General features: G+C 65.8%; 17 protein-coding genes. 13 read left to right on the top strand and 4 right to left on the bottom strand.

Translation table 11 applies throughout. The features are described from left to right. Positions 1-134: 134 nt before the first annotated feature. The 4 genes from NOF55_RS15635 to NOF55_RS15620 all read left to right on the top strand — a co-directional run bounded on the left by NOF55_RS15635 (position 135) and on the right by NOF55_RS15620 (position 4,532). Positions 135-875, top strand: a complete 741-nt coding sequence (locus NOF55_RS15635; protein ID WP_306412333.1) for a phosphoadenylyl-sulfate reductase — start codon at positions 135-137, stop codon at positions 873-875. Positions 876-1,177: 302 nt separating this feature from the next. Further along, on the top strand, positions 1,178-1,447 hold the full coding sequence (locus tag NOF55_RS15630; protein ID WP_306412332.1) for a ribbon-helix-helix domain-containing protein: 270 nt from the start codon (positions 1,178-1,180) through the stop codon (positions 1,445-1,447). Between the two features lie 103 nt (positions 1,448-1,550). After that, positions 1,551-3,350: a GGDEF domain-containing protein gene (locus tag NOF55_RS15625; RefSeq protein ID WP_306412331.1), complete on the top strand. Its 1,800-nt coding sequence runs from the start codon at positions 1,551-1,553 to the stop codon at positions 3,348-3,350. A gap of 159 nt (positions 3,351-3,509) precedes the next feature. Continuing rightward, positions 3,510-4,532 carry an NAD(P)H-quinone oxidoreductase gene (locus tag NOF55_RS15620; protein WP_306412330.1) on the top strand — a complete coding sequence of 341 codons (1,023 nt, stop codon included), beginning with the start codon at positions 3,510-3,512 and terminating at the stop codon, positions 4,530-4,532. An 84-nt stretch (positions 4,533-4,616) separates the two neighbouring features. Here NOF55_RS15620 and NOF55_RS15615 read toward each other — a convergent pair whose 3' ends face one another. Further along, the gene (locus NOF55_RS15615; RefSeq protein WP_306412329.1) at positions 4,617-5,372 is read right to left on the bottom strand and encodes a DUF3750 domain-containing protein; all 756 of its coding nucleotides are present in this window, start codon (positions 5,370-5,372) and stop codon (positions 4,617-4,619) included. Positions 5,373-5,442: 70 nt separating this feature from the next. Between NOF55_RS15615 and NOF55_RS15610 the strand changes: the two genes are divergently transcribed. The 3 genes from NOF55_RS15610 (at position 5,443) to NOF55_RS15600 (ending at position 8,842) form a co-directional block, all read left to right on the top strand. Further along, entirely contained in the window at positions 5,443-6,450 is a 1,008-nt protein-coding gene (locus NOF55_RS15610; protein WP_306412328.1) for an asparaginase, read from the top strand. Positions 6,451-6,480: 30 nt separating this feature from the next. Then, a complete protein-coding gene (locus NOF55_RS15605) occupies positions 6,481-7,101 on the top strand; it encodes a glutathione S-transferase family protein (RefSeq protein WP_306412327.1) in 621 nt (206 codons plus the stop codon). Between the two features lie 259 nt (positions 7,102-7,360). Next, positions 7,361-8,842, top strand: coding sequence for a methyl-accepting chemotaxis protein (locus NOF55_RS15600; RefSeq protein WP_306412326.1), 1,482 nt, complete (start codon positions 7,361-7,363; stop codon positions 8,840-8,842). A gap of 80 nt (positions 8,843-8,922) precedes the next feature. Here the strand turns inward: NOF55_RS15600 and NOF55_RS15595 are convergent, their stop codons facing one another. After that, positions 8,923-9,582 (bottom strand): glutathione S-transferase family protein, encoded by a 660-nt coding sequence (locus NOF55_RS15595; protein ID WP_306412325.1) that lies wholly within the window; start codon positions 9,580-9,582, stop codon positions 8,923-8,925. A 161-nt stretch (positions 9,583-9,743) separates the two neighbouring features. Further along, positions 9,744-11,114, bottom strand: coding sequence for a TIGR03808 family TAT-translocated repetitive protein (locus NOF55_RS15590; protein ID WP_370868993.1), 1,371 nt, complete (start codon positions 11,112-11,114; stop codon positions 9,744-9,746). 185 nt (positions 11,115-11,299) lie between these two features. Here NOF55_RS15590 and NOF55_RS15585 point away from each other — a divergent pair, with 185 nt between their 5' ends. Next, complete coding sequence (locus NOF55_RS15585; protein WP_306412323.1) at positions 11,300-12,811, top strand: diguanylate cyclase domain-containing protein; 1,512 nt, start codon at positions 11,300-11,302, stop codon at positions 12,809-12,811. 113 nt (positions 12,812-12,924) lie between these two features. Beyond that, positions 12,925-13,146 carry a hypothetical protein gene (locus tag NOF55_RS15580; protein WP_306412322.1) on the top strand — a complete coding sequence of 74 codons (222 nt, stop codon included), beginning with the start codon at positions 12,925-12,927 and terminating at the stop codon, positions 13,144-13,146. A 339-nt stretch (positions 13,147-13,485) separates the two neighbouring features. Here NOF55_RS15580 and NOF55_RS15575 read toward each other — a convergent pair whose 3' ends face one another. Next, the gene (locus NOF55_RS15575) at positions 13,486-14,019 is read right to left on the bottom strand and encodes a MarR family winged helix-turn-helix transcriptional regulator (protein ID WP_306412321.1); all 534 of its coding nucleotides are present in this window, start codon (positions 14,017-14,019) and stop codon (positions 13,486-13,488) included. Between the two features lie 114 nt (positions 14,020-14,133). Here NOF55_RS15575 and NOF55_RS15570 point away from each other — a divergent pair, with 114 nt between their 5' ends. The 4 genes from NOF55_RS15570 to NOF55_RS15555 all read left to right on the top strand — a co-directional run bounded on the left by NOF55_RS15570 (position 14,134) and on the right by NOF55_RS15555 (position 19,113). Then, positions 14,134-15,657, top strand: a complete 1,524-nt coding sequence (locus NOF55_RS15570) for an MDR family MFS transporter (RefSeq protein ID WP_306412320.1) — start codon at positions 14,134-14,136, stop codon at positions 15,655-15,657. Between the two features lie 128 nt (positions 15,658-15,785). Further along, positions 15,786-16,424 (top strand): VOC family protein, encoded by a 639-nt coding sequence (locus NOF55_RS15565; RefSeq protein ID WP_306412319.1) that lies wholly within the window; start codon positions 15,786-15,788, stop codon positions 16,422-16,424. Between the two features lie 68 nt (positions 16,425-16,492). Beyond that, positions 16,493-17,503 carry a ligase-associated DNA damage response exonuclease gene (locus NOF55_RS15560; protein ID WP_306412318.1) on the top strand — a complete coding sequence of 337 codons (1,011 nt, stop codon included), beginning with the start codon at positions 16,493-16,495 and terminating at the stop codon, positions 17,501-17,503. After that, on the top strand, positions 17,503-19,113 hold the full coding sequence (locus NOF55_RS15555) for a cisplatin damage response ATP-dependent DNA ligase (protein ID WP_306412317.1): 1,611 nt from the start codon (positions 17,503-17,505) through the stop codon (positions 19,111-19,113). The genes NOF55_RS15560 and NOF55_RS15555 overlap by 1 nt, the downstream gene beginning before the upstream one ends. The last annotated feature ends 40 nt before the right edge of the window (positions 19,114-19,153 follow it).

Here is a 19,153-nt window from a genome sequence, read left to right as displayed (position 1 = left end):
CGGACAGTCGAATTTTCCTGTTTTCGGGAAAGAGAGAATTTCATCCCTGTCCTTGCCGGGCGCAAGTTGAGAGATTGCGCCACTCTGGCCCGGCCGCATGGCCGGCGCTGTCGATGCGCGAGGATCGTACCGCCATGACCGTTTCCGAAACCGTTTCCGCCGAAGACCTGTCGCGGCGCCTGGCGTCGCTCGATCTCGCCGGGCGGCTGTCGCTCGCCGCCGCAATTCCCGGCCGCACGGTCTTCACCACCAGTCTCGGCATCGAGGATCAGGTCATCACCGCCGCCATCGGCGAGGGCGGGGTCGATATCGATGTGGTGACGCTGGAAACGGGCCGCCTCTTTCCCGAAACCCTGGCGCTGATCGACGAGACGGAGGCGCGCTACGGCCTTTCGATCCGCCGTTATCATCCCGACGCGGCCGATGTGGAGGCCTATGCCGCCCGCTATGGGCTGAACGGCTTCTACGAGAGCGTCGAGGCTCGTCATGCCTGCTGCGACGTGCGCAAGTTGAGGCCGCTGAAACGGGCGCTGGAGGGCGCGTCGGTCTGGATCACCGGCCTGCGCCGCGGCCAGTCCGGCAACCGTGCCGCCATTCCCTTCGCCGAATACGATGCCGCGCGCGGACTTTTGAAGGTCAATCCGCTGGCGGACTGGGATATCGAGGCGATCCGCGCCCATGTCGCGGAAAATGCGGTGCCGGTCAATCCGCTGCATGGCCGCGGCTACCCTTCCATCGGCTGCGAGCCCTGCACGCGCGCGGTTCGCCCCGGCGAGCCGGAGCGCGCCGGCCGCTGGTGGTGGGAGAACGACGTGAAGCGCGAATGCGGCCTGCATGTCCCGGAAGCGGCGGCCTCCGAACTGCCCCGCGCCTGAGCCGTTCGTGCTGGCGCATTTTGTCGCGCCCCGCTCCTCCCGCCCCCATAGGTCGCTTTTTTCGCGCATATGGGGAAAATCCGTGCTATCTTCACCCTTGCAATGACCAATTCGGAAGGAGGCGTCATTGTGATGGAACCTTTCGGATGCAAAAGACTTATCGCCGGTGAAGAAGCACCGGCGTTCCCGAAAGGATAATGGTCTTCCTTCGCTCGCTTATCGCCGGGCACCCGGGTCTTCTGATGTAAAAGTCACGCGTTCTTCAGTCCGGTGTCCTGAACGGAAAGGAAAAGGTGAAGAACATGCCTATGGTCACGATATCCATTTCCCCGGAGCAGGTCGCTCATTTGCGCATCGCGGTTGAAAGCGGTGCCTATGCATCCGACAGCGAAGCCGTTCGCGACGCGCTGGTCATGTGGTGCGAGGCGCGCCGCCGACAGGGGCTTCCGGCCATGCCGCCCGGCCGCGTGATGGGACATAACCGTCATGTTGGCAAGGAAGGCAAGGACGTTGCCCATCTCAGCGTCGGCGATATGCTGGGCGCACACAATCCGGGCACGGCACACGGCTGACCCGTACAAACCTTGTCATAAAAGTTTCATTTAAGCCTAAGAGATTTTTGAGAAATCGATCTCTACTCTCCGTTCGCGCCCGTCGACGAAGAGGTTTTCGCATATGCCTGTCCATACTGTTCCACAGCGTGTTCCTGCGTCCACGCCTGGAGCAGCGGATGACGGTCTGTTCCAGCGTCTCGCCCATGTGACGCTCGAAACGGCCTTCCAGCCGATCGTCGAGGCGACGTCGGGACGTCTTGCCGCGTGGGAAGCCCTGATGCGCAATCATGAGCGCGCAGGCTTCGCCTCGCCGCTGGCGCTTCTCGACTTCGCCGACTCGATCGGCGCCCTGCTGCCGCTGGAAAAGCTGATGGTGCGCACGGCGCTGGAAAAATTCGTCGCGCAGCCGGATCGCGGCGGCCTCCAGCTCTTTCTCAACCTCGACTCGCGCCTGATCGGCGAGGGCGAGGGCCTCGTCCCGCGCCTTTGTGATCATCTGGACGATGCGGGGCTGGCACCATCCTTTCTCTGTTTCGAACTGTCGGAACGCTTCGACCTGACGCAGCATCCCGATTTCCGCCCGCTGATGGAGCGGATGCGGCAGGCCGGCTTCCGCTTCGCCATCGACGATTTCGGCGCCGGCGTCGGCGAAATGAAGCTGCTGTGCGACTATCCGGTCGATTACGTCAAGATCGACCGCTACTTCGTCTCGGGCATCGGTGGCTCCGCCCCGCGCCGCCATATCGTCGGGAATCTGGTCGCCACCGCGCACCGGCTCGGCGTCGCGGTCGTGGCCGAGGGCGTGGAAACCGCCGAGGAAGCCGAGGCGTGCCGCGATCTCGGCGTCGATTTCCTGCAAGGCTGGTTCATCGGCCGGCCGGAGATCGAGGTGCCGCAGGCCCGGACCTTCTCCCACCTGCGCCGCCGCGAGCCGCCGGCGTCGCCGACTGCCGGCTTCGATCGCGGCCTGATCCTCGCGCGCATCGAGCATCCGCAAAGCCTCGTCGAGGACGAGGGCGTCGAGCGCGCCTTCGACATCTTCCGCGCCAGCCCGGGGCAGGGCTACCTGCCGATTCTGGGCCGCGACGGCGCGCCGCGCGGCATCCTGAAGGAAGAGCGGCTCAAGGAATACATCTACCAGCCCTTCGGGCGCGATCTCCTGAAAAACCGGATCTACAGCCGCACCGTGTCGCATTTCACCGACCGCGCGCCGGTGGCGGAGCTGGACATGGCCTCGGAAACCATGCTCGGCGCCTTCGCCGGCGTCGAGGACAGCCCCTGCCTGATCCTGACGGACGGCGGCGCCTATGCGGGGGTCGTCTCGGCGGCCTCGCTGCTGCGCGTCATGCACGAGAAGAGCCTGCGCGCGGCACAGGACCAGAACCCGCTGACGGGGCTGCCCGGCAACCGCGCCATCAGCGACTATCTGGCCGCCGCCGCCGGCGAGGCGGGCGGGGCGCGGTATTTCTGCTATTGCGATTTCGATCACTTCAAGCCGTTCAACGACATTTACGGCTTCCAGAAGGGCGACCACGCGATCATGCTCTTCGCGGCCCTGATGCGCCGCTATTTCTTCGTCGAGGGAACGTTTCTCGGCCATGTCGGCGGCGACGACTTCTTCATCGGCCTCAGCCAGCTGCCGCGCGAGGACGTGCTGGACATGCTTTCGCGCCTGAGCCGCGATTTCCACAACGAGGTGGCGGGCCTTTATTCGCCGCAGGCGCGCCTGGCCGGTTCGGTGAAGGGTCGCGACCGGTCGGGCGCGGAAAAGGACTATCCGCTGATGCGCTGCTCGGTCGGCATCCTCGAGCTTCCCGCAGGCCGCAAGGCTGCCTCGGTGGACGACCTGGCCGTGGAAATCACAGCCCTCAAGGCCGACGCCAAGAAAAGCGAAACGGGCCTCGTCCTGCGCCGGTTCTGAACATCGGCTTGCCGGCGGCGGCAGGCGACAAAGCCCGCTCAGGATCGCGGCCGGCTGCGGCGCGCGCGGCCCCGCGTCAACACACCTCCTTTTCAAAGCCGGGCGGCTGTTCTATCCCTTGGCCCGAAGTCGTCTGATCACGCTCAAGGGAGATCGCCCATGTCTTTGCCCGCCGCAATGCGTTTCGTGGACCTGCCGTCCTTCGGGGCACCGGACGTCATGACGGTTTCCAGCGGACCGCTGCCGGCCGTCGGGCCGGGCGAGATTCTCGTTCGCGTCGAAGCTGCCGGCATCAACCGCCCGGACGTTGCCCAGCGCGAAGGCTCCTATCCGCCGCCGAAGGATGCGAGCCCGATCCTCGGCCTTGAAATCGCCGGCGAGGTCGCGGCCCTCGGCGCGGGCGTGAGCGACCACAAGGTCGGCGACAAGGTGTGCGCGCTGGCCAATGGCGGCGGCTATGCCGAGTATTGCGCCGTGCCCGCCGGTCAGGCATTGCCCTGGCCGAAGGGTTATGACTCCGTGCGCGCCGCCGCCCTGCCGGAAACCTTCTTCACCGTCTGGGCCAACCTCTTCCAGATGGCCGGCCTGACGGAAGGCGAAACCGTGCTGATCCACGGCGGAACCTCCGGCATCGGCACGACCGCCATCCAGCTCGCCAGCGCCTTCGGCGCCCGGGTCTTCGCCACCGCCGGCTCGAAGGAGAAATGCGAGGCCTGCGTGAAGCTCGGCGCAGCGCGCGCCATCAACTATCGCGAGGAGGATTTCGTCTCCGTCATCAAGGAGGAGACGGGCAAGAAAGGCGTCGATGCGATCCTCGACATGATCGGCGCCGCCTATTTCGAGAAGAACCTCGCGGCGCTCGCAAAGGACGGCTGCCTGTCGATCATCGCCTTCCTCGGCGGCTTCCGGGCCGAGAATGTCAACCTGACGCCGATCATGGTCAAGCGCCTGACGGTGACGGGCTCGACGATGCGTCCGCGCACCGCCGAGGAAAAGCGCGGCATCCGCGACGAACTTCTGGCCGAGGTCTGGCCGCTGCTCGAAAGCGGCAAGGTCGCGCCGGTCATTCACACGGTTCTGCCGCTGGAAGAGGTCGTCGAGGCGCACCGCCTGATGGAATCGAGCAGCCACATCGGCAAGATCGTCCTGACGCTCCGAAGCAATTCCAGGAAAAGTGCGTAGCGGTTTTCCGTCCGGAATTGCATGAGAACAAAGAGCTGGAGCATTTTCGCCGTTCGGAGAAAAGCGGAAACGCTCTGAGCCGGGTCACAACGTGTCGTCCTGCGCCATGCCGATACGGCCGACGCCCGGCACCTTCAGCGCCGGGCGCAGGATGTCGACGCCCGCCACGAGGCCGAGCAGGTTGATCTCCAGGCCGCTGCGCTCGCCCGCCGAAAGCCCGGCAAAGCCGCCGAGCGACAGATGCAGGTCGCGCCCGTCGGGATCGATGCTGAACAGGCCGCCATTGGCCAGATAGTCGCGCCCCACGGCGTCCGGCGGCAGGACCGCGCCGATCTCCGGCACTTCCCGCAGCACATGGGCGACGAAGGTGTTGGAGTTCGGCCCCGGCCAGATGCGATAGCCGCCGGGCTGCGAATAGGGATAGGCGGCGATCGCCTGCTCGATTTTCGGGATCAGCCGCTCCGCCTCCGCGCCGTGCAGGCTGCGGACGAGGCGCGGCGGGTTCGAATACCAGAAGGCGTCGGCCGGGCGGTGGTTCTTGCGGATCGGGCTGCCCCAGCCGACCTTGTCGTAGCGGTTGTAGTGCGCCGCACCTTTCTCCTTGGTGACGATCCAGGCATGGCTGGCGATCGCGCCCTTCATGCCGCCGGTCATCGCCGAGAAGATGTAGACGGCGGCCTCGGGGTCGCCGGCCGCCTGCGGCAGAAGCCCGGAGGACGACCAGCGCGCCTGGTTCCAGTTGCGGGGCCGCTCCTCCAGCAGCCAGACGCCGACTGCGCCGGCGACCGGCAGCAGGAAGACGAGGAGAAAGGCGATCAGCAGGCGTTTCAAAATTCGCATTCGCTACCGTGCATCTTGGTGAGTGTTGTGATTTAAAACGCAAAACAGAATGTCTTCTTTGAGGTTGCCAATGCACAATCCCGTTACCGTCGAAGTGACCCGCGGGCCGCTCGTCGAAAGCCGCCATCGCGGCCTGATCGCCGTCGTCGATGCCGATGGCTCGCTGGTCTGGTCGGCGGGCGATGTCGAGGCCGCCGTTTTCCCGCGTTCGGCCTGCAAGGCGATGCAGGCGCTGCCGCTGGTCGAGAGCGGCGCGGCAGAGGCCTACGGCTTCGGCGACAGGGAACTGGCGCTCGCCTGCTCCTCCCATAACGGCGAGGAAGGCCACGCCGACCTTGCCGCCGCCATGCTGGCGCGGGCCGGGCGCGATGTCGAGACGCTGGAATGCGGCGCCCACTGGTCCTTCGACCAGGCGACGCTCATTCAACAGGCCCGCGCGATGGCGAAGCCGACGGCGCTTCACAATAACTGTTCGGGCAAGCATGCCGGCTTCGTCTGCGCCTGCTGCCATCAGGGCATCGAGCCGGCCGGCTATGTCGGCCACGGCCACGACTTGCAGCGCCAGATCCGCGCGGCGATGGAGGACCTGACCGGAGCCGTGCTCGGCACGGACAATTGCGGCACCGACGGCTGCTCCATTCCCACCTATGCGGTGCCGCTGAAAGGGCTCGCCCACGGCTTCGCCAAGATGGCGACGGGCATCGGCCTCGCCCCCGGCCGGGCCCGGGCGGCCCGCCGTCTGGTCGACGCCTGCATGGCCGAGCCGTGGTATGTCGCCGGCACCGGGCGCGCCTGCACGCGGCTGATGGAAATCGCGCCGGGCCGCATTTTCGTGAAGACCGGGGCGGAAGGCGTGTTCTGCGCCGCCATTCCCGAACGCGGTCTCGGCATCGCGCTGAAATGCGAGGATGGCACGACGCGCGCGGCCGAAGCGATGGTAGCGGCCGTCCTTGCCCGTTTCCTCGGGGACGAGCCCGAAGTGGCGGCGATGCTGGCGGCCTTTTCCCGCCGTTCGATGCGCAACTGGAACGGCATTCATGTCGGTGACGTCCGCGTCACCGACGCGCTTTTTACGTAACCGGCAGGAAATGCCACGGGAGGACTGACCATGCTGACGCTTTACACCGCACCGGGAAGCTGCGGCCGCGCGAGCCACATCGCCCTCGAGGAAAGCGGGCTGCCCTTCGAGGTCCGGCTGCTCGACCTTTCGGCCGGCGACCAGCGCAGGCCGGATTATATCCGCATCAATCCGAAAGGCCGCGTGCCGGCGCTGATCACCGCCAGCGGCGTGTTGACGGAAAGCCCGGCGATCCTCTCCTATATCGCCAGCATGGCCACCGCCGTCCAGCTCGCCCCGTGCGACGATCCGTTCGCGCTTGCCGCCCTGCATGCCTTCAATGCCTATCTCGCCTCGACCGTCCACGTCGCCCATGCCCACGGCCGCCGTGCTTCGCGCTGGGCCGATGCGCCGGACGCCATCGCCGCCATGCAGGCGAAAGTCGCCGAAAACATGCGCGCCTGCTTCTTGCTGATCGAGGAGGAATATCTCAGGGGCGAATGGGCGATGGGCTCGGCCTACACCATTGCCGATCCGTATCTTTTTACCATGACGGGCTGGTTGCAGGGCGACGGCGTCGATCTCGCCGACTTTCCGAAGGTGGCGGACCATTATGGCCGCATGCTGGAGCGGCCCGCCGTCCGCCGGGCGCTGGCGGCGGAAAAGGGATAAGGCGTTCCGCCACCCGCCGATGTTCCCGCTTCAATCGGTGGTTTTGCGACTGGATAAATACCATTATCCGGCGTGTTGTCGGGTTGTATTTTCTTTTCGCTAAAATTCATTGAAAACAAGGAGTTGTTTCAATGTTTCTCGCATTTTGCGCGCGCGGCAATCCTTAGCTGCGCGTTAACTGCCGCACATTATTAATGTGATCCATTCACAACCGTGCGGGAACCGACCCCGTACATTTTCCGATAATGATGGGGCACAGATGTTCGCAATCGAAGAGAAGATAAAGCCGTGGCATGGTGAGCAGAAAGCGGTGGGCGAAATCGTCTACCAGCGCATCGTGAAGCACCTCGACGACGTTCTTCTGAAGGCTTACCAGAGCCTCGATCCTTCCACGGTTTCCATGCCCCCGGATGCGCTGGCCGCGGAACGGAAGAAGTTCACCTGCGTGGCGAAGGGCGAGTTTTCGCCGGATTACTTCGAATCGCAGGCGAGGGTCATCGCCGAGATCAGCAGGAAGTCCGACTTCTGCGACTACCTGACCGCCGGTTATGCGCCCTATGCCGCGGGGCTGGTGTCCGCGCTGGTCAAGGAAACCGGCTGGATGGGCAGCAAGCAGCGGGACCGGCTGATCTTCAGCCTGATGAAGTCCGTGTTCTCCGAGGCGAGCGTCGTGATGTATTACTACTTCGACGGGCTCAACAAGATCGCCGAGGCGGAGCGCGCGAAGGCCGAGGCCGAGCGCGAGAAGGTCGCCGCGGAAGACAAGGCCGTCGTCGACGTGCTTGCGCAGGCGCTGGAGGCGCTTGCGAACGGCGACCTGACCTATCGGATCACCACCGATGTTCCGGCCAAGAGCGAGATGCTCAGGCAGAACTTCAACGACGCGCTCGCCCGGTTGCAGGGCACGATGAACGAGGTTTCCGACAGCACCGCGACGATCCGCTCCGGCACCGCCGAGATTTCGGCGGCATCCGACGATCTCTCGCGCCGCACCGAACAGCAGGCGGCCAGCCTCGAGCAAACCGCCGCCGCGCTCAACGAAATCACCTCGACGGTCAAGAGCACCGCCGATTCCGCCCGTCATGCCCGCGAGGTCGTTTCGAACGCCAAGCAGGATGCGGAACATTCCGGCAAGATCATGCAGCAGGCCGAGCAGGCGATGGGCGCGATCGAGACATCGTCCGGCCAGATCAGCCAGATCATCGGCGTCATCGACGAAATCGCCTTCCAGACCAATCTTCTGGCACTCAACGCGGGCGTCGAGGCGGCGCGGGCCGGTGACGCAGGCAAGGGCTTCGCCGTCGTCGCCCAGGAAGTCCGCGAACTGGCGCAGCGCTCGGCAAAGGCCGCCAAGGAGATCAAGGGATTGATCCAGGCATCCGAGGAGCAGGTCGGGCAGGGCGTCGATCTGGTCGCGGACACCGGCAAGGCGCTGGCGCGGATCGTTTCGCGGGTCGCGGAGATCGATGCGATCGTCTCCGACATCGCCGCCTCCGCGCAGGAACAGTCGGTCGGCATCAACGAGGTCAACACGGCGGTGAACCAGATGGACCAGTTCACCCAGCAGAACGCCGCGATGGTGGAGGAATCCACCGCCGCCAGCCATAATCTCTCGAAGGAGACCGAGGAGTTGAACCGGCTCGTCAGCCGTTTCCGCACCGGCAGCGCCGATGCCGCCGGCCGGAGCGTCGATCCGGCAGCCTCCAGGCGGCGTCTTTCCTCCGGCAGGGCGGCCGCCTGACCGGGCGGCGATCCCGAAGCGGATCGTCTGAAACCGCAGCCCGCTTCCGTTGCGAAGCGGGCTTGCGTCTCGTCGGGGCCTCAGGCCGCTTCGGCGGCCCGCACCTCCCACATTTTCCGGAAGGCTGGGCGCGCCTGCGCGGCGTCCAGCCATGCCGTGATGTTCGGGAACGCGTCGAAAAGCGCGGTCGCCGGCTGCGCGTAGCGGACGATTTCCGCGACGTTGATATCGGCGACGGTGAAGCGGTCGGCGGCGATGAAGCCGGCCTTGCCGAGATGGGCGTCGAGAACCTTGAACGGCCGTTCCAGAAGCCGGCTGGCCGCGGCGATGACGGCCTTGCCGTCGTCGGTGTCGAGCGTGCCGGAAGCTGCCGCCGAGGAGATGCGCAGGGCCTCGGTTTCGATCGAGGTGACGGCGAAGAAGGACCACATGGTCGCCAGCGTGTCTTCCTCCAGCGTTGCCGGAGCCAGCGGCCCGCCATGCTTTTTGGCGAGGTGAAGATTGATGGCGAGCGATTCGAACACCACGAAACCGTCGTCGTCGATGGCCGGAATCTGGCCCATCGGATTCACCTTCAGGAAGTCCGGCGACAGCGTGTTGACCGGCGCATCCGCGGCCAGCGGATTGTCGAGGCGGCGGGCCTGGAGCACCGGCACCGATTTGAAATCGAGGCCAAGCTCGTAAGCGAGCCAGTAGGTGCGGGTGGCGCGCGAGCGATAGGCGCCGTAGATCGTCAGCATGGCAGGTTCTCCTCATATGGACCGGAGCATGTCGCCTGAACGCGCAAGGCGGTTTTGCGATGCGACATGCGAAAGCTCGATGCGCGGCAGCCACCCCGAAGGGGCGGGCGGCGCCTCGAAGGCGAAGGCTTCAACGATTCGCGAGGAAAGGGAAAGCCGTTTCAGACGGAACGGTTGCCGGAGACGGTGATGTGGCGGTATGGGCCGGCGTTCTCCAGCAGGTCGCCGCTCGCCTGCCTGTTCCACAGGAAGCCGGCGATCGCGCCGCCGGGCGTCGCCTCGAACATGTTGTTGGTGATGGCGGCGGCCCCGGCACCCTCCGCGACGGACACGGCGATGCCGACCGGCGCCTTGCGGACCATGTTGCCGATGGCGGTCACGTTGCGCAGGTAGGGGCCCCAGCCGATCAGCATGCCCCATTTCGGCACGTTCTCGACCACGTTTCCCGAAATGACCGCGTCGGCCTCCGCCGAAATGCCGGTGCCGAAACCGTTCTCGGCCGCATAGGGACCGTCGGCGACGAGGTTGCGGACGATGTTGTTGGAAATCGTCGCCAGCCGCCCGCCCTCGTTGAAATTGACGACGGCGATGCCGTTGGCGGCCCCGTCGACGATGTTTCCGGAAATGACCGCGCCCTCGAAGCCGAACTCGGCATAGATCGCCATCTCTCCCAGGTTCAGGCACTGGTTGCCGGTGACGAGCACGTTGGAGGACGCATTGGCCCGCATGGCCGAGAAGGCGCAATCGCTGACATGGTTGCCGGAAACGAGCGCCCCGTCCGCCCGGAAGAGATTGATGCCGTTGCCGTATTGGCCGGTGCCGCCGCTGCGCGCGCGGATGCGCTCGATGCGGTTCGACTGCACCATCGTATTGTCGGCTCCCTTGGTCCAGCGATGGACGAGAATGCCGCCGTCGCCGCAGTCGGACACCGTATTGCCGGTGATGGAAAGCCCGGTGCTTTCAACGGCATAGAGCCCGTAGGACAGGGCGCCGGACAGGCGTGAACGCTCGATGCGGCCGCCGCAGCGCTCCATCTGCACGCCGCTCCGGCGCGAGCCGGCGATGTCGCAATTGTCGATGGATACGTTCTTCACGGCCCGCAGATGGACGAGAGCCGGGGCGTCGTCGGCCAGCCAGCCGTTGGCGCCGTCGATGGAGAGGTTGGACAGGGTTATGGTATCGACCGTGTCGGCGCGGAACAGGAAGCCGCCGCCGTCGTAGAGGATGCGGGATGCGCCCGGCACGCCGGTGACATGCGCGCCGGCGGGCAGGGTGATGTTGGACACGCGGTAGGTGCCCGGCGGCAGGAACACAGGCACCCTCGCTTCCGCCGCCCTGTCGATGATCGATTGCAGCGTGCGGCTCTGGCTGCCGGTCGCTTCCGGGGCCATGCCGAGCTTGCCCGCGTCGAGCGAGCCGCGCAGGTCGACCGGCGTAATGACGGCGCGTTCCGGCGCGGCGAAAGGCCGTCCGGCCGCAGCGGTTGCCGTCATGCCGGCAAGCAGACCCAGTGTGCGCCGTCTCGAAATCATCCACGTCTCCGTCTTGCCGGAAGGATAAAGCAGGTTCCGTGCCATCCTCGACCCCCTTGAAACACGGGGCTTTACGATAAGCTTTCGGGATTCCATTAAAAGGAAATAAGGATTCGTATCTTAATATTGCGACTTCGAACGGATTGACTGTCGCCGTTGAAAAGTAACGGTGGGGCTGGGCGCACATGGACGACTTCAAGAAGCAGGCGGGCGAGCTTTCGCATACCGGCGGGCCTGTGCCGGAGGCGGATGCCGTGGCGGTGCGCCTGCGCGCGATTCTGGAGGGCGCCTGCCGCCCGGATTTCAGGCCGGGCAGCCCGGTGCTGGCGTTTATCGACCAGATTCCCTTCGCTTTTTTCGTCAAGGACCGGTTCGGGCGCATCCTTCTCGCCAACCGCAAGACGCTGGACATGGTCGGGGTGGCGGACAGGAGCGATCTCGACGGCAAGACGACCGAGGCCTTCTTCTCGGGCGAGAACCTGAGGAAGATCAACGCGCTGGAAGAAACCATCCTGGAGGGCAGGGCGCCGGTCGTCGAAGCCGAGGTGGAAAAGCCGGAAACCGGCAACAGTCCGGGCTGGATGATGGTCGCCTATTCGCCGCTGCTCGACGAGAACGGCGCGATTGCCGGCGTCATTTGCTTCGGCCGTGACATTACGACGCACAAGCGCGCCGAGTTCATGAGAAAGGGACATGCCGTCCTTCTGGAACAGATCGCCCGCGGCTATCCACTGGGCGGCATTCTCGACGGGCTGGTGCATCTGGTCGAAGCGCAGCTCACCGATATACAGGCCTCGATCCTGTTCTACGAGGAGGAGACCGGCCAGTTGCTGCACGGCGCCGCCCCGACGCTGCCGCGTGAATATTCGGCGCTGATCGACGGCGTGACCATCGGCGAGAATGTCGGCTCCTGCGGCACCGCGGCCTGGCGCCGCGCGCCGGTCATGGTGTCCGACACGCTGACCGACCGCCGGTGGACCGATTTTGCCGCCATCGCCCGCCGGTTCAATCTGCGCTCGTGCTGGTCGACGCCGATCATCGATGCCTCCGGCACCTTGTACGGCACGTTCGCGCTCTACTCGCCGACGGTGCGCGAGCCGAGCGGGCTGGAAATGGAAATCACGGCGATGGCCACCGACCTCGCCGCCATCGCCATCAACCGCGCCCGGGCCGAGGAGCGGATATGGCGCCTTGCCAATCACGATGCCCTGACCGGCCTGCCGAACCGCCGGCATTTCCTCGAGCGCTTCGCCGCGGTTATCGAGGAAACGCAGCGCAGCGGCCATCATCTGGTCATCGCCTATTTCGATCTCGACAATTTCAAGCAGATCAACGACACGATGGGCCACGGCGTCGGCGACGACGTGCTGCGCGAGGTGGCCGACCGCCTCAGGCAGCGGGTGAGGGAGACCGACCTTTCCGTGCGGCTTGGCGGCGACGAGTTCGCCGTCGTGATGGTCTGCGAGCCGGGCGAGGGCGACTACCTGACCGCCCGGCTGGAGGAACTGCGCCGGGCGCTTTCCGAGCCGATGCGGATCGGCGGGCGCACGATCGCCTGTAGCGGCAGCATGGGGGTGGCCGTCTTCCCGCGTGACGGCGACACGCCGGATGCGCTGCTCGCCCGTGCCGACACCGGCATGTATGCCGCCAAGAAGCGGGTGCGCAGCGAAGTGCCGGCCGATCCGCGCCGGATGTGAGATCCCGCCTGCGTCAAAATGCGCAGTCTCGCCGCCGAGGCGGTTTGTTCCAGATCAATGAGGGCCGCCCCACCGCGGCTAGACTGCCCCTCGAAAGCAAATCGGAGGGTTCGATGCTTCGTCTCGCTGCGGTCATCTACGTCCTTGTCGCCACGGTTCTGGCCGGGTCGGCGGTCACGGCCATGCTGGCGTTGAAGCTTTCGGAAGGCTGGCAGATCGCCGCCGCCTTCGCGGTGGGGCTGGTCGTCGCGGCGCCGGTGGCGCTCCTGCTCGGCAGGAAGATCTACACGGCCATCGCCGCGCCGGCTGCCGGAAGCACGATCCGTCACGCCTGACGGAAGCGGAGGCGGGGGCACGAACCGCCCGAGGAAACGAGGCCGGCGCGAACACGGGGTTGGCGCGCCGGTTTTCAAAGCGGATTCCCTGCCGCGCGGCATGGCGGGGAGGGGAATGCGGGTGCCGCAGACTTTGCGATGGCGGACGTTTTGGCGGGGTCCGAACATCGGTATCGGTTTGCGCATCCGATCTGGCCGTCCGGTGAACGATCCAAACGTTCCCGGACGGTCTTTTTTTATGAGCAATTCCAGGAAAAGTGCGCAGCGGTTTTCCGTCCGGAATTGCGTGAAAAAAATGATATAGAACGGTTCCGCGGTTCCGTGAAACGCGGAACCGTTCTATGGAGCCGGCCCGCCTTTGGAGCGGCAGCCTTCGGCGCGGCGCTGGTTGTCGGTCAGAAGCGCGTCGAAACGGCACACGAAACGGGCATAGAGCGCGGCGAAGACCTCGATGTCCTCTTCCGGCCAGTCGGCCACCGCCTGCCGGATGACGCTGTCCTTGATGTCGCGCATTTCCTTCAGCAGCCGTTCGCCCAGTTCGGTGAGTTCGATGACCGACCGGCGCCCGTCCTCCTGCGAGGCGAGGCGGTAGAGAACGCCGCCGGCGACCATGTCCGCCACCAGGCGGCTGCCCCGCGAGGGATCGATCCGCAACTGCTCGGCAATGGCGCCGACAGTCGCTTCGCCGTCGATGCGGCGAATCGCGTCCAGAACGTCCACGTGGCTGAGTTCAAGACCGGGCGTGACGTTGGCAAGCGCCAGCCGGCTGATGATCCGCCGGCCGATCAGAACGCGCAGGCGAGATATGGTCCGGCTGATCGCCTCGATCGCCGCCTCCGTGGCCTGCCCGTCGTCGTCGCACCGTTTCGTCATTCCCGCATCCCGATCTCCGTTGAGCGTATGCTTTAGCGCAATCCTAGTTTTGTGTCATTGACATTTATATGCTAAAAGCACATGAATTGCCCGATCTCATACGGAACCCGCCTCATGGATATGAAAAACACCGATGCCGGCCCCCTCGTTGCGGACAAGGGGCGCAGGATCGTCGTTTTCCTTTTTCTTCTGACGGCGATGTTCATGGCGACGCTCGACAACCAGATCGTTTCCACGGCATTGCCCACCATCGTTGCCGAATTCGGCGAGATGGAGCGTTTCGGCTGGATCGGCTCGTCCTACCTGCTGGCCACCAGCGCCGTCATGCCGGTCTATGGCAAGCTGGGCGACCTGTTCGGGCGCAAATATGTGATGATCGCGGCGATTTCGATCTTCGTGGCCGGGTCGCTGGCCTGCGGCGTCGCGTCGTCGATGAACCTGCTGATTGCCGCCCGCGTGCTTCAGGGGCTGGGCGGCGGCGGCATCATGGTGTCGATCTTCTCCATCAATGCCGACCTGTTCGAGCCGCGCGAGCGCGCCCGCTACCAGAGCTATTCCAGTCTCGTCATCATGGCGTCGGGCGCCGTCGGCCCGATCCTCGGCGGCACGATCAGCGATCTTTTCGGCTGGCGGGCGATCTTCCTCATCAACCTGCCGATCGGCATCGCGGTCGTCACGGCGCTGATGGTGCTGCTGCCCTATCGCCGTCCGCACCGGCAGCCGAAGATCGACTATGCGGGCGCGGCTCTGCTGGCTGCCTTCGTGTCGAGCATCGTGCTGTGGACGGATTCGATCTCCATCTTCGGCTCGCTGGCCGCACCGCCGGCGCTCGCCATCGTCGCTGCGGGCTTCATCTGCCTTGCGCTGTGGGTCCGGGTGGAGCGCCGCGCGCAGGAGCCCGTCATGCCGATCTATCTGTTCCGCGATCCGGCCTTTCCGCTGCTGCTGGCCGTCTCCACCCTCAGCGGCGCGCTCGGCATCGGCCTCGTCAACTATTTCGCGCTGTTCCTCCAGACGACCACCGGCCTTGCGCCGGTCGAGGCCGGGGCCTTCTTCATTCCGCTGACCGTCGGCATCGTCTTCGGCGCGCTGCTCGCGGGCCGGCTGATTTCCCGCACCGGGCGTTACCGCATCTTCGCGATCATCGGCCTCGGCATCGGCATCTGCGTCTTCCTGGCCTTCGCCTTCGTCACGCCGCAGACGCCGCTGGCGCTGATCGCGGTCCTGTTCGCCCTGCACGGCATCGGGGTCGGCCTCGGCCAGCAGGTGCCGATCACCGGCGTCCAGAACGCCGTTCCGAAGCGCGATATCGGCACCGCGACCGGCGCCGTCACGCTGACGCGCATGTCCGGTGCCGCCATCGGCATCTCGATCTACGGGGCGATCGTTTCCTACGGCATCGCCCATCATCCGCCGAAGATCGACGGGGTCGCCGATCCGGCGGCGCTGTCGCCGTCCGAGATCGCCGCGCTGCCGGATGCCGCCCGCGAGGCCGTCGCCGCTGCCTACAGCGCCGCCTTCATGCCGCTGTTCCTCACCTGCATGGCAACCGCCGCCCTCGGCCTCCTGGCCGCGCTGCTGCTCAAGCCCGTGGCGCTGCCGGTCGCGAGCCGTGTGCAGACGGAAAAACAGGCCTGATCCGCCGCCGGCCTCTGGCCGGGTGTGGAGTCGGGGGATGCCGGCGCCGAACCCTCTTGCGGCTTGGCCGTATCGGATGGTTTGGTATCTTCGCAACAGTAGCCTTGGAGCATGGGAGTTCGCCGCACGTGCTGAAGCTCGACCACCTTACCGTCATAGCCCCGACGTTGATCGAGGGTGTTTCCCATGTCCGGAATTGCCTCGACCTCGACGTGCCTTTCGGGACCCGTCACGATTATATGGGTACGCACAATCACCGGCTTCAGCTCGGCAACTCTGTCTATCTGGAGATTGTGGCGCTCGACCCGGAGGGCGAAGAACCGGGACGGCCGCGTTGGTTCGGTCTCGACAATCAGGAGAAAGTCAGGTCGGACTGGAACGAGGGACGCCGATTGAGAGGCTGGGTTGCCAACACGGATGCGATTGATTCCGTTGTTTCAGCCCACGGCGCAATCGTCGGCAACAAGGTTTCCCTTCCGGCCGGAAGCCCCACTTTCGACTTTGCCATCCCCGAGGATGGTTCGCTTCCCCTGGATGGAGTGGCGCCTTCCATCATCGATCACCGGGGCGACTCGGCCTATGTGAAATCGATTCCCGATCTGGGTGCGCGCCTCCGGTCGCTCATTCTCGACCATCCGAACCCGTCAGCAATCGAGGCGCTTTATCGTGAACTTGCCGTCGAGCATCCGCCTGTGATCGTTCAGGCGCCTGAAATCCGCTACCGGGCGCTCATCGAAACACCAGCCGGATTGAAAGAGCTGACCTGAACCAGAAACAATGTCCGGTTCAGAATCCGCCGTCTTTTCTTTCGCGGCGGCAGACTTATCTATGGGGCATGAAACCTGAAGCACTGCTCCACCCGACCCCGGCGGGTCTTTATTGCCCGCCCGGCGATTTTTACATCGATCCGGTGCGTCCGGTGGAGCGGGCGCTCATCACCCACGGCCATTCGGACCATGCCCGCCCCGGCCACGGCAGCGTGCTCGCCACGCGCCGCACGCTCGATATCATGCGCATTCGCATGGGCGAGGGCTTCTGCGGCGCGGAACAGGCGGCCGCTTTCGGCGAGGTGCTTGAGGTGGGCGGCGTTCGCGTCTCCTATCATCCGGCGGGCCATGTGCTGGGCTCGGCCCAGATCGCCGTCGAGGCGGGCGGCCTGCGGATCGTCGTTTCGGGCGATTACAAGCGCGGACGCGATGCCACCGCCGAGCCTTTCGAGCCGGTGCCCTGTGACGTCTTCATCACCGAGGCGACCTTCGGCCTGCCGGTGTTCAAGCATCCCGCCGCCGCGCAGGAGATCGGCAAGGTGCTGGAATCGCTGACGGTCTTTCCCGAGCGCACGCATATGATCGGCGCCTATTCGCTCGGCAAGGCGCAGCGGGTGATACGGCTTCTGCGCGATGCGGGCTACGATCGCCCGATCTACCTGCACGGCGCGATGGAGTGGCTGTGCGCCTATTACGAGGCCGAGGGCGTGGTGCTGGGCGACCTGCGGCCGGCGACGGTGGAGAAGGCGAAGGCGCCCGATTTCCGCGGCGCGGTGGTGATCGCCCCGCCCGCGGCGCTTCAGGACCGCTGGACGCGGCGCTTCTTCGATCCGCTGCCGGCCTATGCGTCGGGCTGGATGACAGTGAGGAACCGCGCCCGCCAGATGGGCGCGGAACTGCCGCTCGTCATTTCCGACCATTGCGACTGGGGCGAACTGACCGGCACGATCCGCGAGCTTGCCCCCTCCGAGGTCTGGGTGACGCATGGCCGCGAGGAGGCGCTGGTGCGTTGGTGCGGCCTGAACGGCGTGGCCGCCAAGCCGCTGCATCTGGTGGGCTATGACGAGGAGGGCGAGTGATGCGCCGCTTCGCCCGCCTTCTCGACCGTCTTCTCGTCACCCCGTCGCGCAACGGCAAGCTGGCGCTGCTCGCCGATTACTTCCGCACCGCGCCCGATCCGGATCGCGGCTACGGCCTTGCGGCGCTCGCCGGAACGCTGACGCTGAAAAGCGTCAAGCCGGCGCTGATCCGTGAACTCGTCGCCGAGCGCATGGACCCGATCCTGTTCCAGTGGTCCTACGATTATGTCGGCGACCTTGCCGAAACCGTGTCTCTGGTCTGGGAGCCGCAGGGCGAGCTGTATGACGTGCATCTGGGCGAAACCGTCGAGGCGATGAACGCACTCGGCCGCACCGAGGTGCGCGGCTTCGTGCGCGCGACGCTCGACCGGCTCGACACCTCGGCCCGCTTCGCCTTCATCAAGCTCGTCACCGGGGGCTTGCGCATCGGCATTTCCGGACGGCTGGCGCGGCAGGCGCTGGCCGATGCCTTCGCCCGGCCCGTCGACGAGATCGAGGGCGTATGGCATGGCGTGAGCCCGCCCTATCGCGACCTCTTCGCGTGGCTGGAGGGACGCAGCCCGACGCTCGAATTCGCCAGCCCCGCCGTCTTCCGCTCGCCGATGCTGGCGACGCCGGTGGGCGAGGGCGATCTGGAAAAGCTCGACCCGGCCGATTTCGCCGCCGAATGGAAATGGGACGGCATCCGCATCCAGCTCGTGCGCGCCGGCGCCACCTGCCGGCTCTATTCCCGCTCGGGCGACGACATTTCCGCTGCCTTCCCGGAGGTGATCGCCGACGACACGTTCGAGGGCGTCATCGACGGCGAGCTGCTGGTCGGCGGCACGAGCCGCGGCAATGCCGCGACCCGCACCTTTTCCGATCTTCAGCAGCGGCTGAACCGCAAGACGGTGAACCGCAGGCTGATCGACGAATATCCGGCCTTCATCCGCGCCTACGACCTGTTGGACGAGGCCGGCGAGGACCGGCGCACCCTGCCGTTCGCGCAGCGGCGCATGCGGCTGGAAGAGGCCGTCCACCGCCTGCCGCACGACCGGTTCGACCTGTCGCCGCTCGTGCCCTTCTCGTCCTGGGAGGAACTGGACCGGCTGCGTTCTGTGCCGCCCGAGCCGGTGATCGAGGGCGTGATGATCAAGCGCCGCGACAGCGTCTATCAGGCGGGCCGCGCCAAGGGGCCGTGGTTCAAGTGGAAGCGCGATCCCTACAATGTCGATGCCGTGCTGCTCTACGCCCAGCGCGGCCACGGCAAGCGCTCCGGCTATTATTCGGATTTCACCTTCGGCCTGTGGCGCGACGGCGAGGCGGGACAGGAACTGGTGCCGGTCGGCAAGGCCTATTTCGGCTTCACCGATGCCGAGCTGGAGGTGCTGGACCGCTTCGTGCGCGAAAACACCATCGAGCGATTCGGGCCGGTCCGCTCCGTGCGGGCCGAAGCGGGCTTCGGCTTCGTGGTGGAACTCGCCTTCGAAGGCATCGCCCGCTCGGCCCGCCACCGCTCCGGCGTGGCGCTCCGCTTTCCGCGCATCGCCCGGCTGCGGCCCGACAAGCTCCCGGCGGACGCCGACCGGCTGGAGGTGCTGGAAGCGATGCTGCCGGTCTCGGCGGAGTGAGGGACGCGAAAGGCCAGAGGGGGTGACGCGGCCGCCCGCA

Origin of the sequence: Ectorhizobium quercum, assembly GCF_026552795.1 — a bacterium.
Lineage (GTDB): Bacteria > Pseudomonadota > Alphaproteobacteria > Rhizobiales > Rhizobiaceae > Ectorhizobium > Ectorhizobium quercum.
Note: the sequence above shows the minus strand (reverse complement) of the source record. Positions and strands in the feature narration are given on the sequence as shown.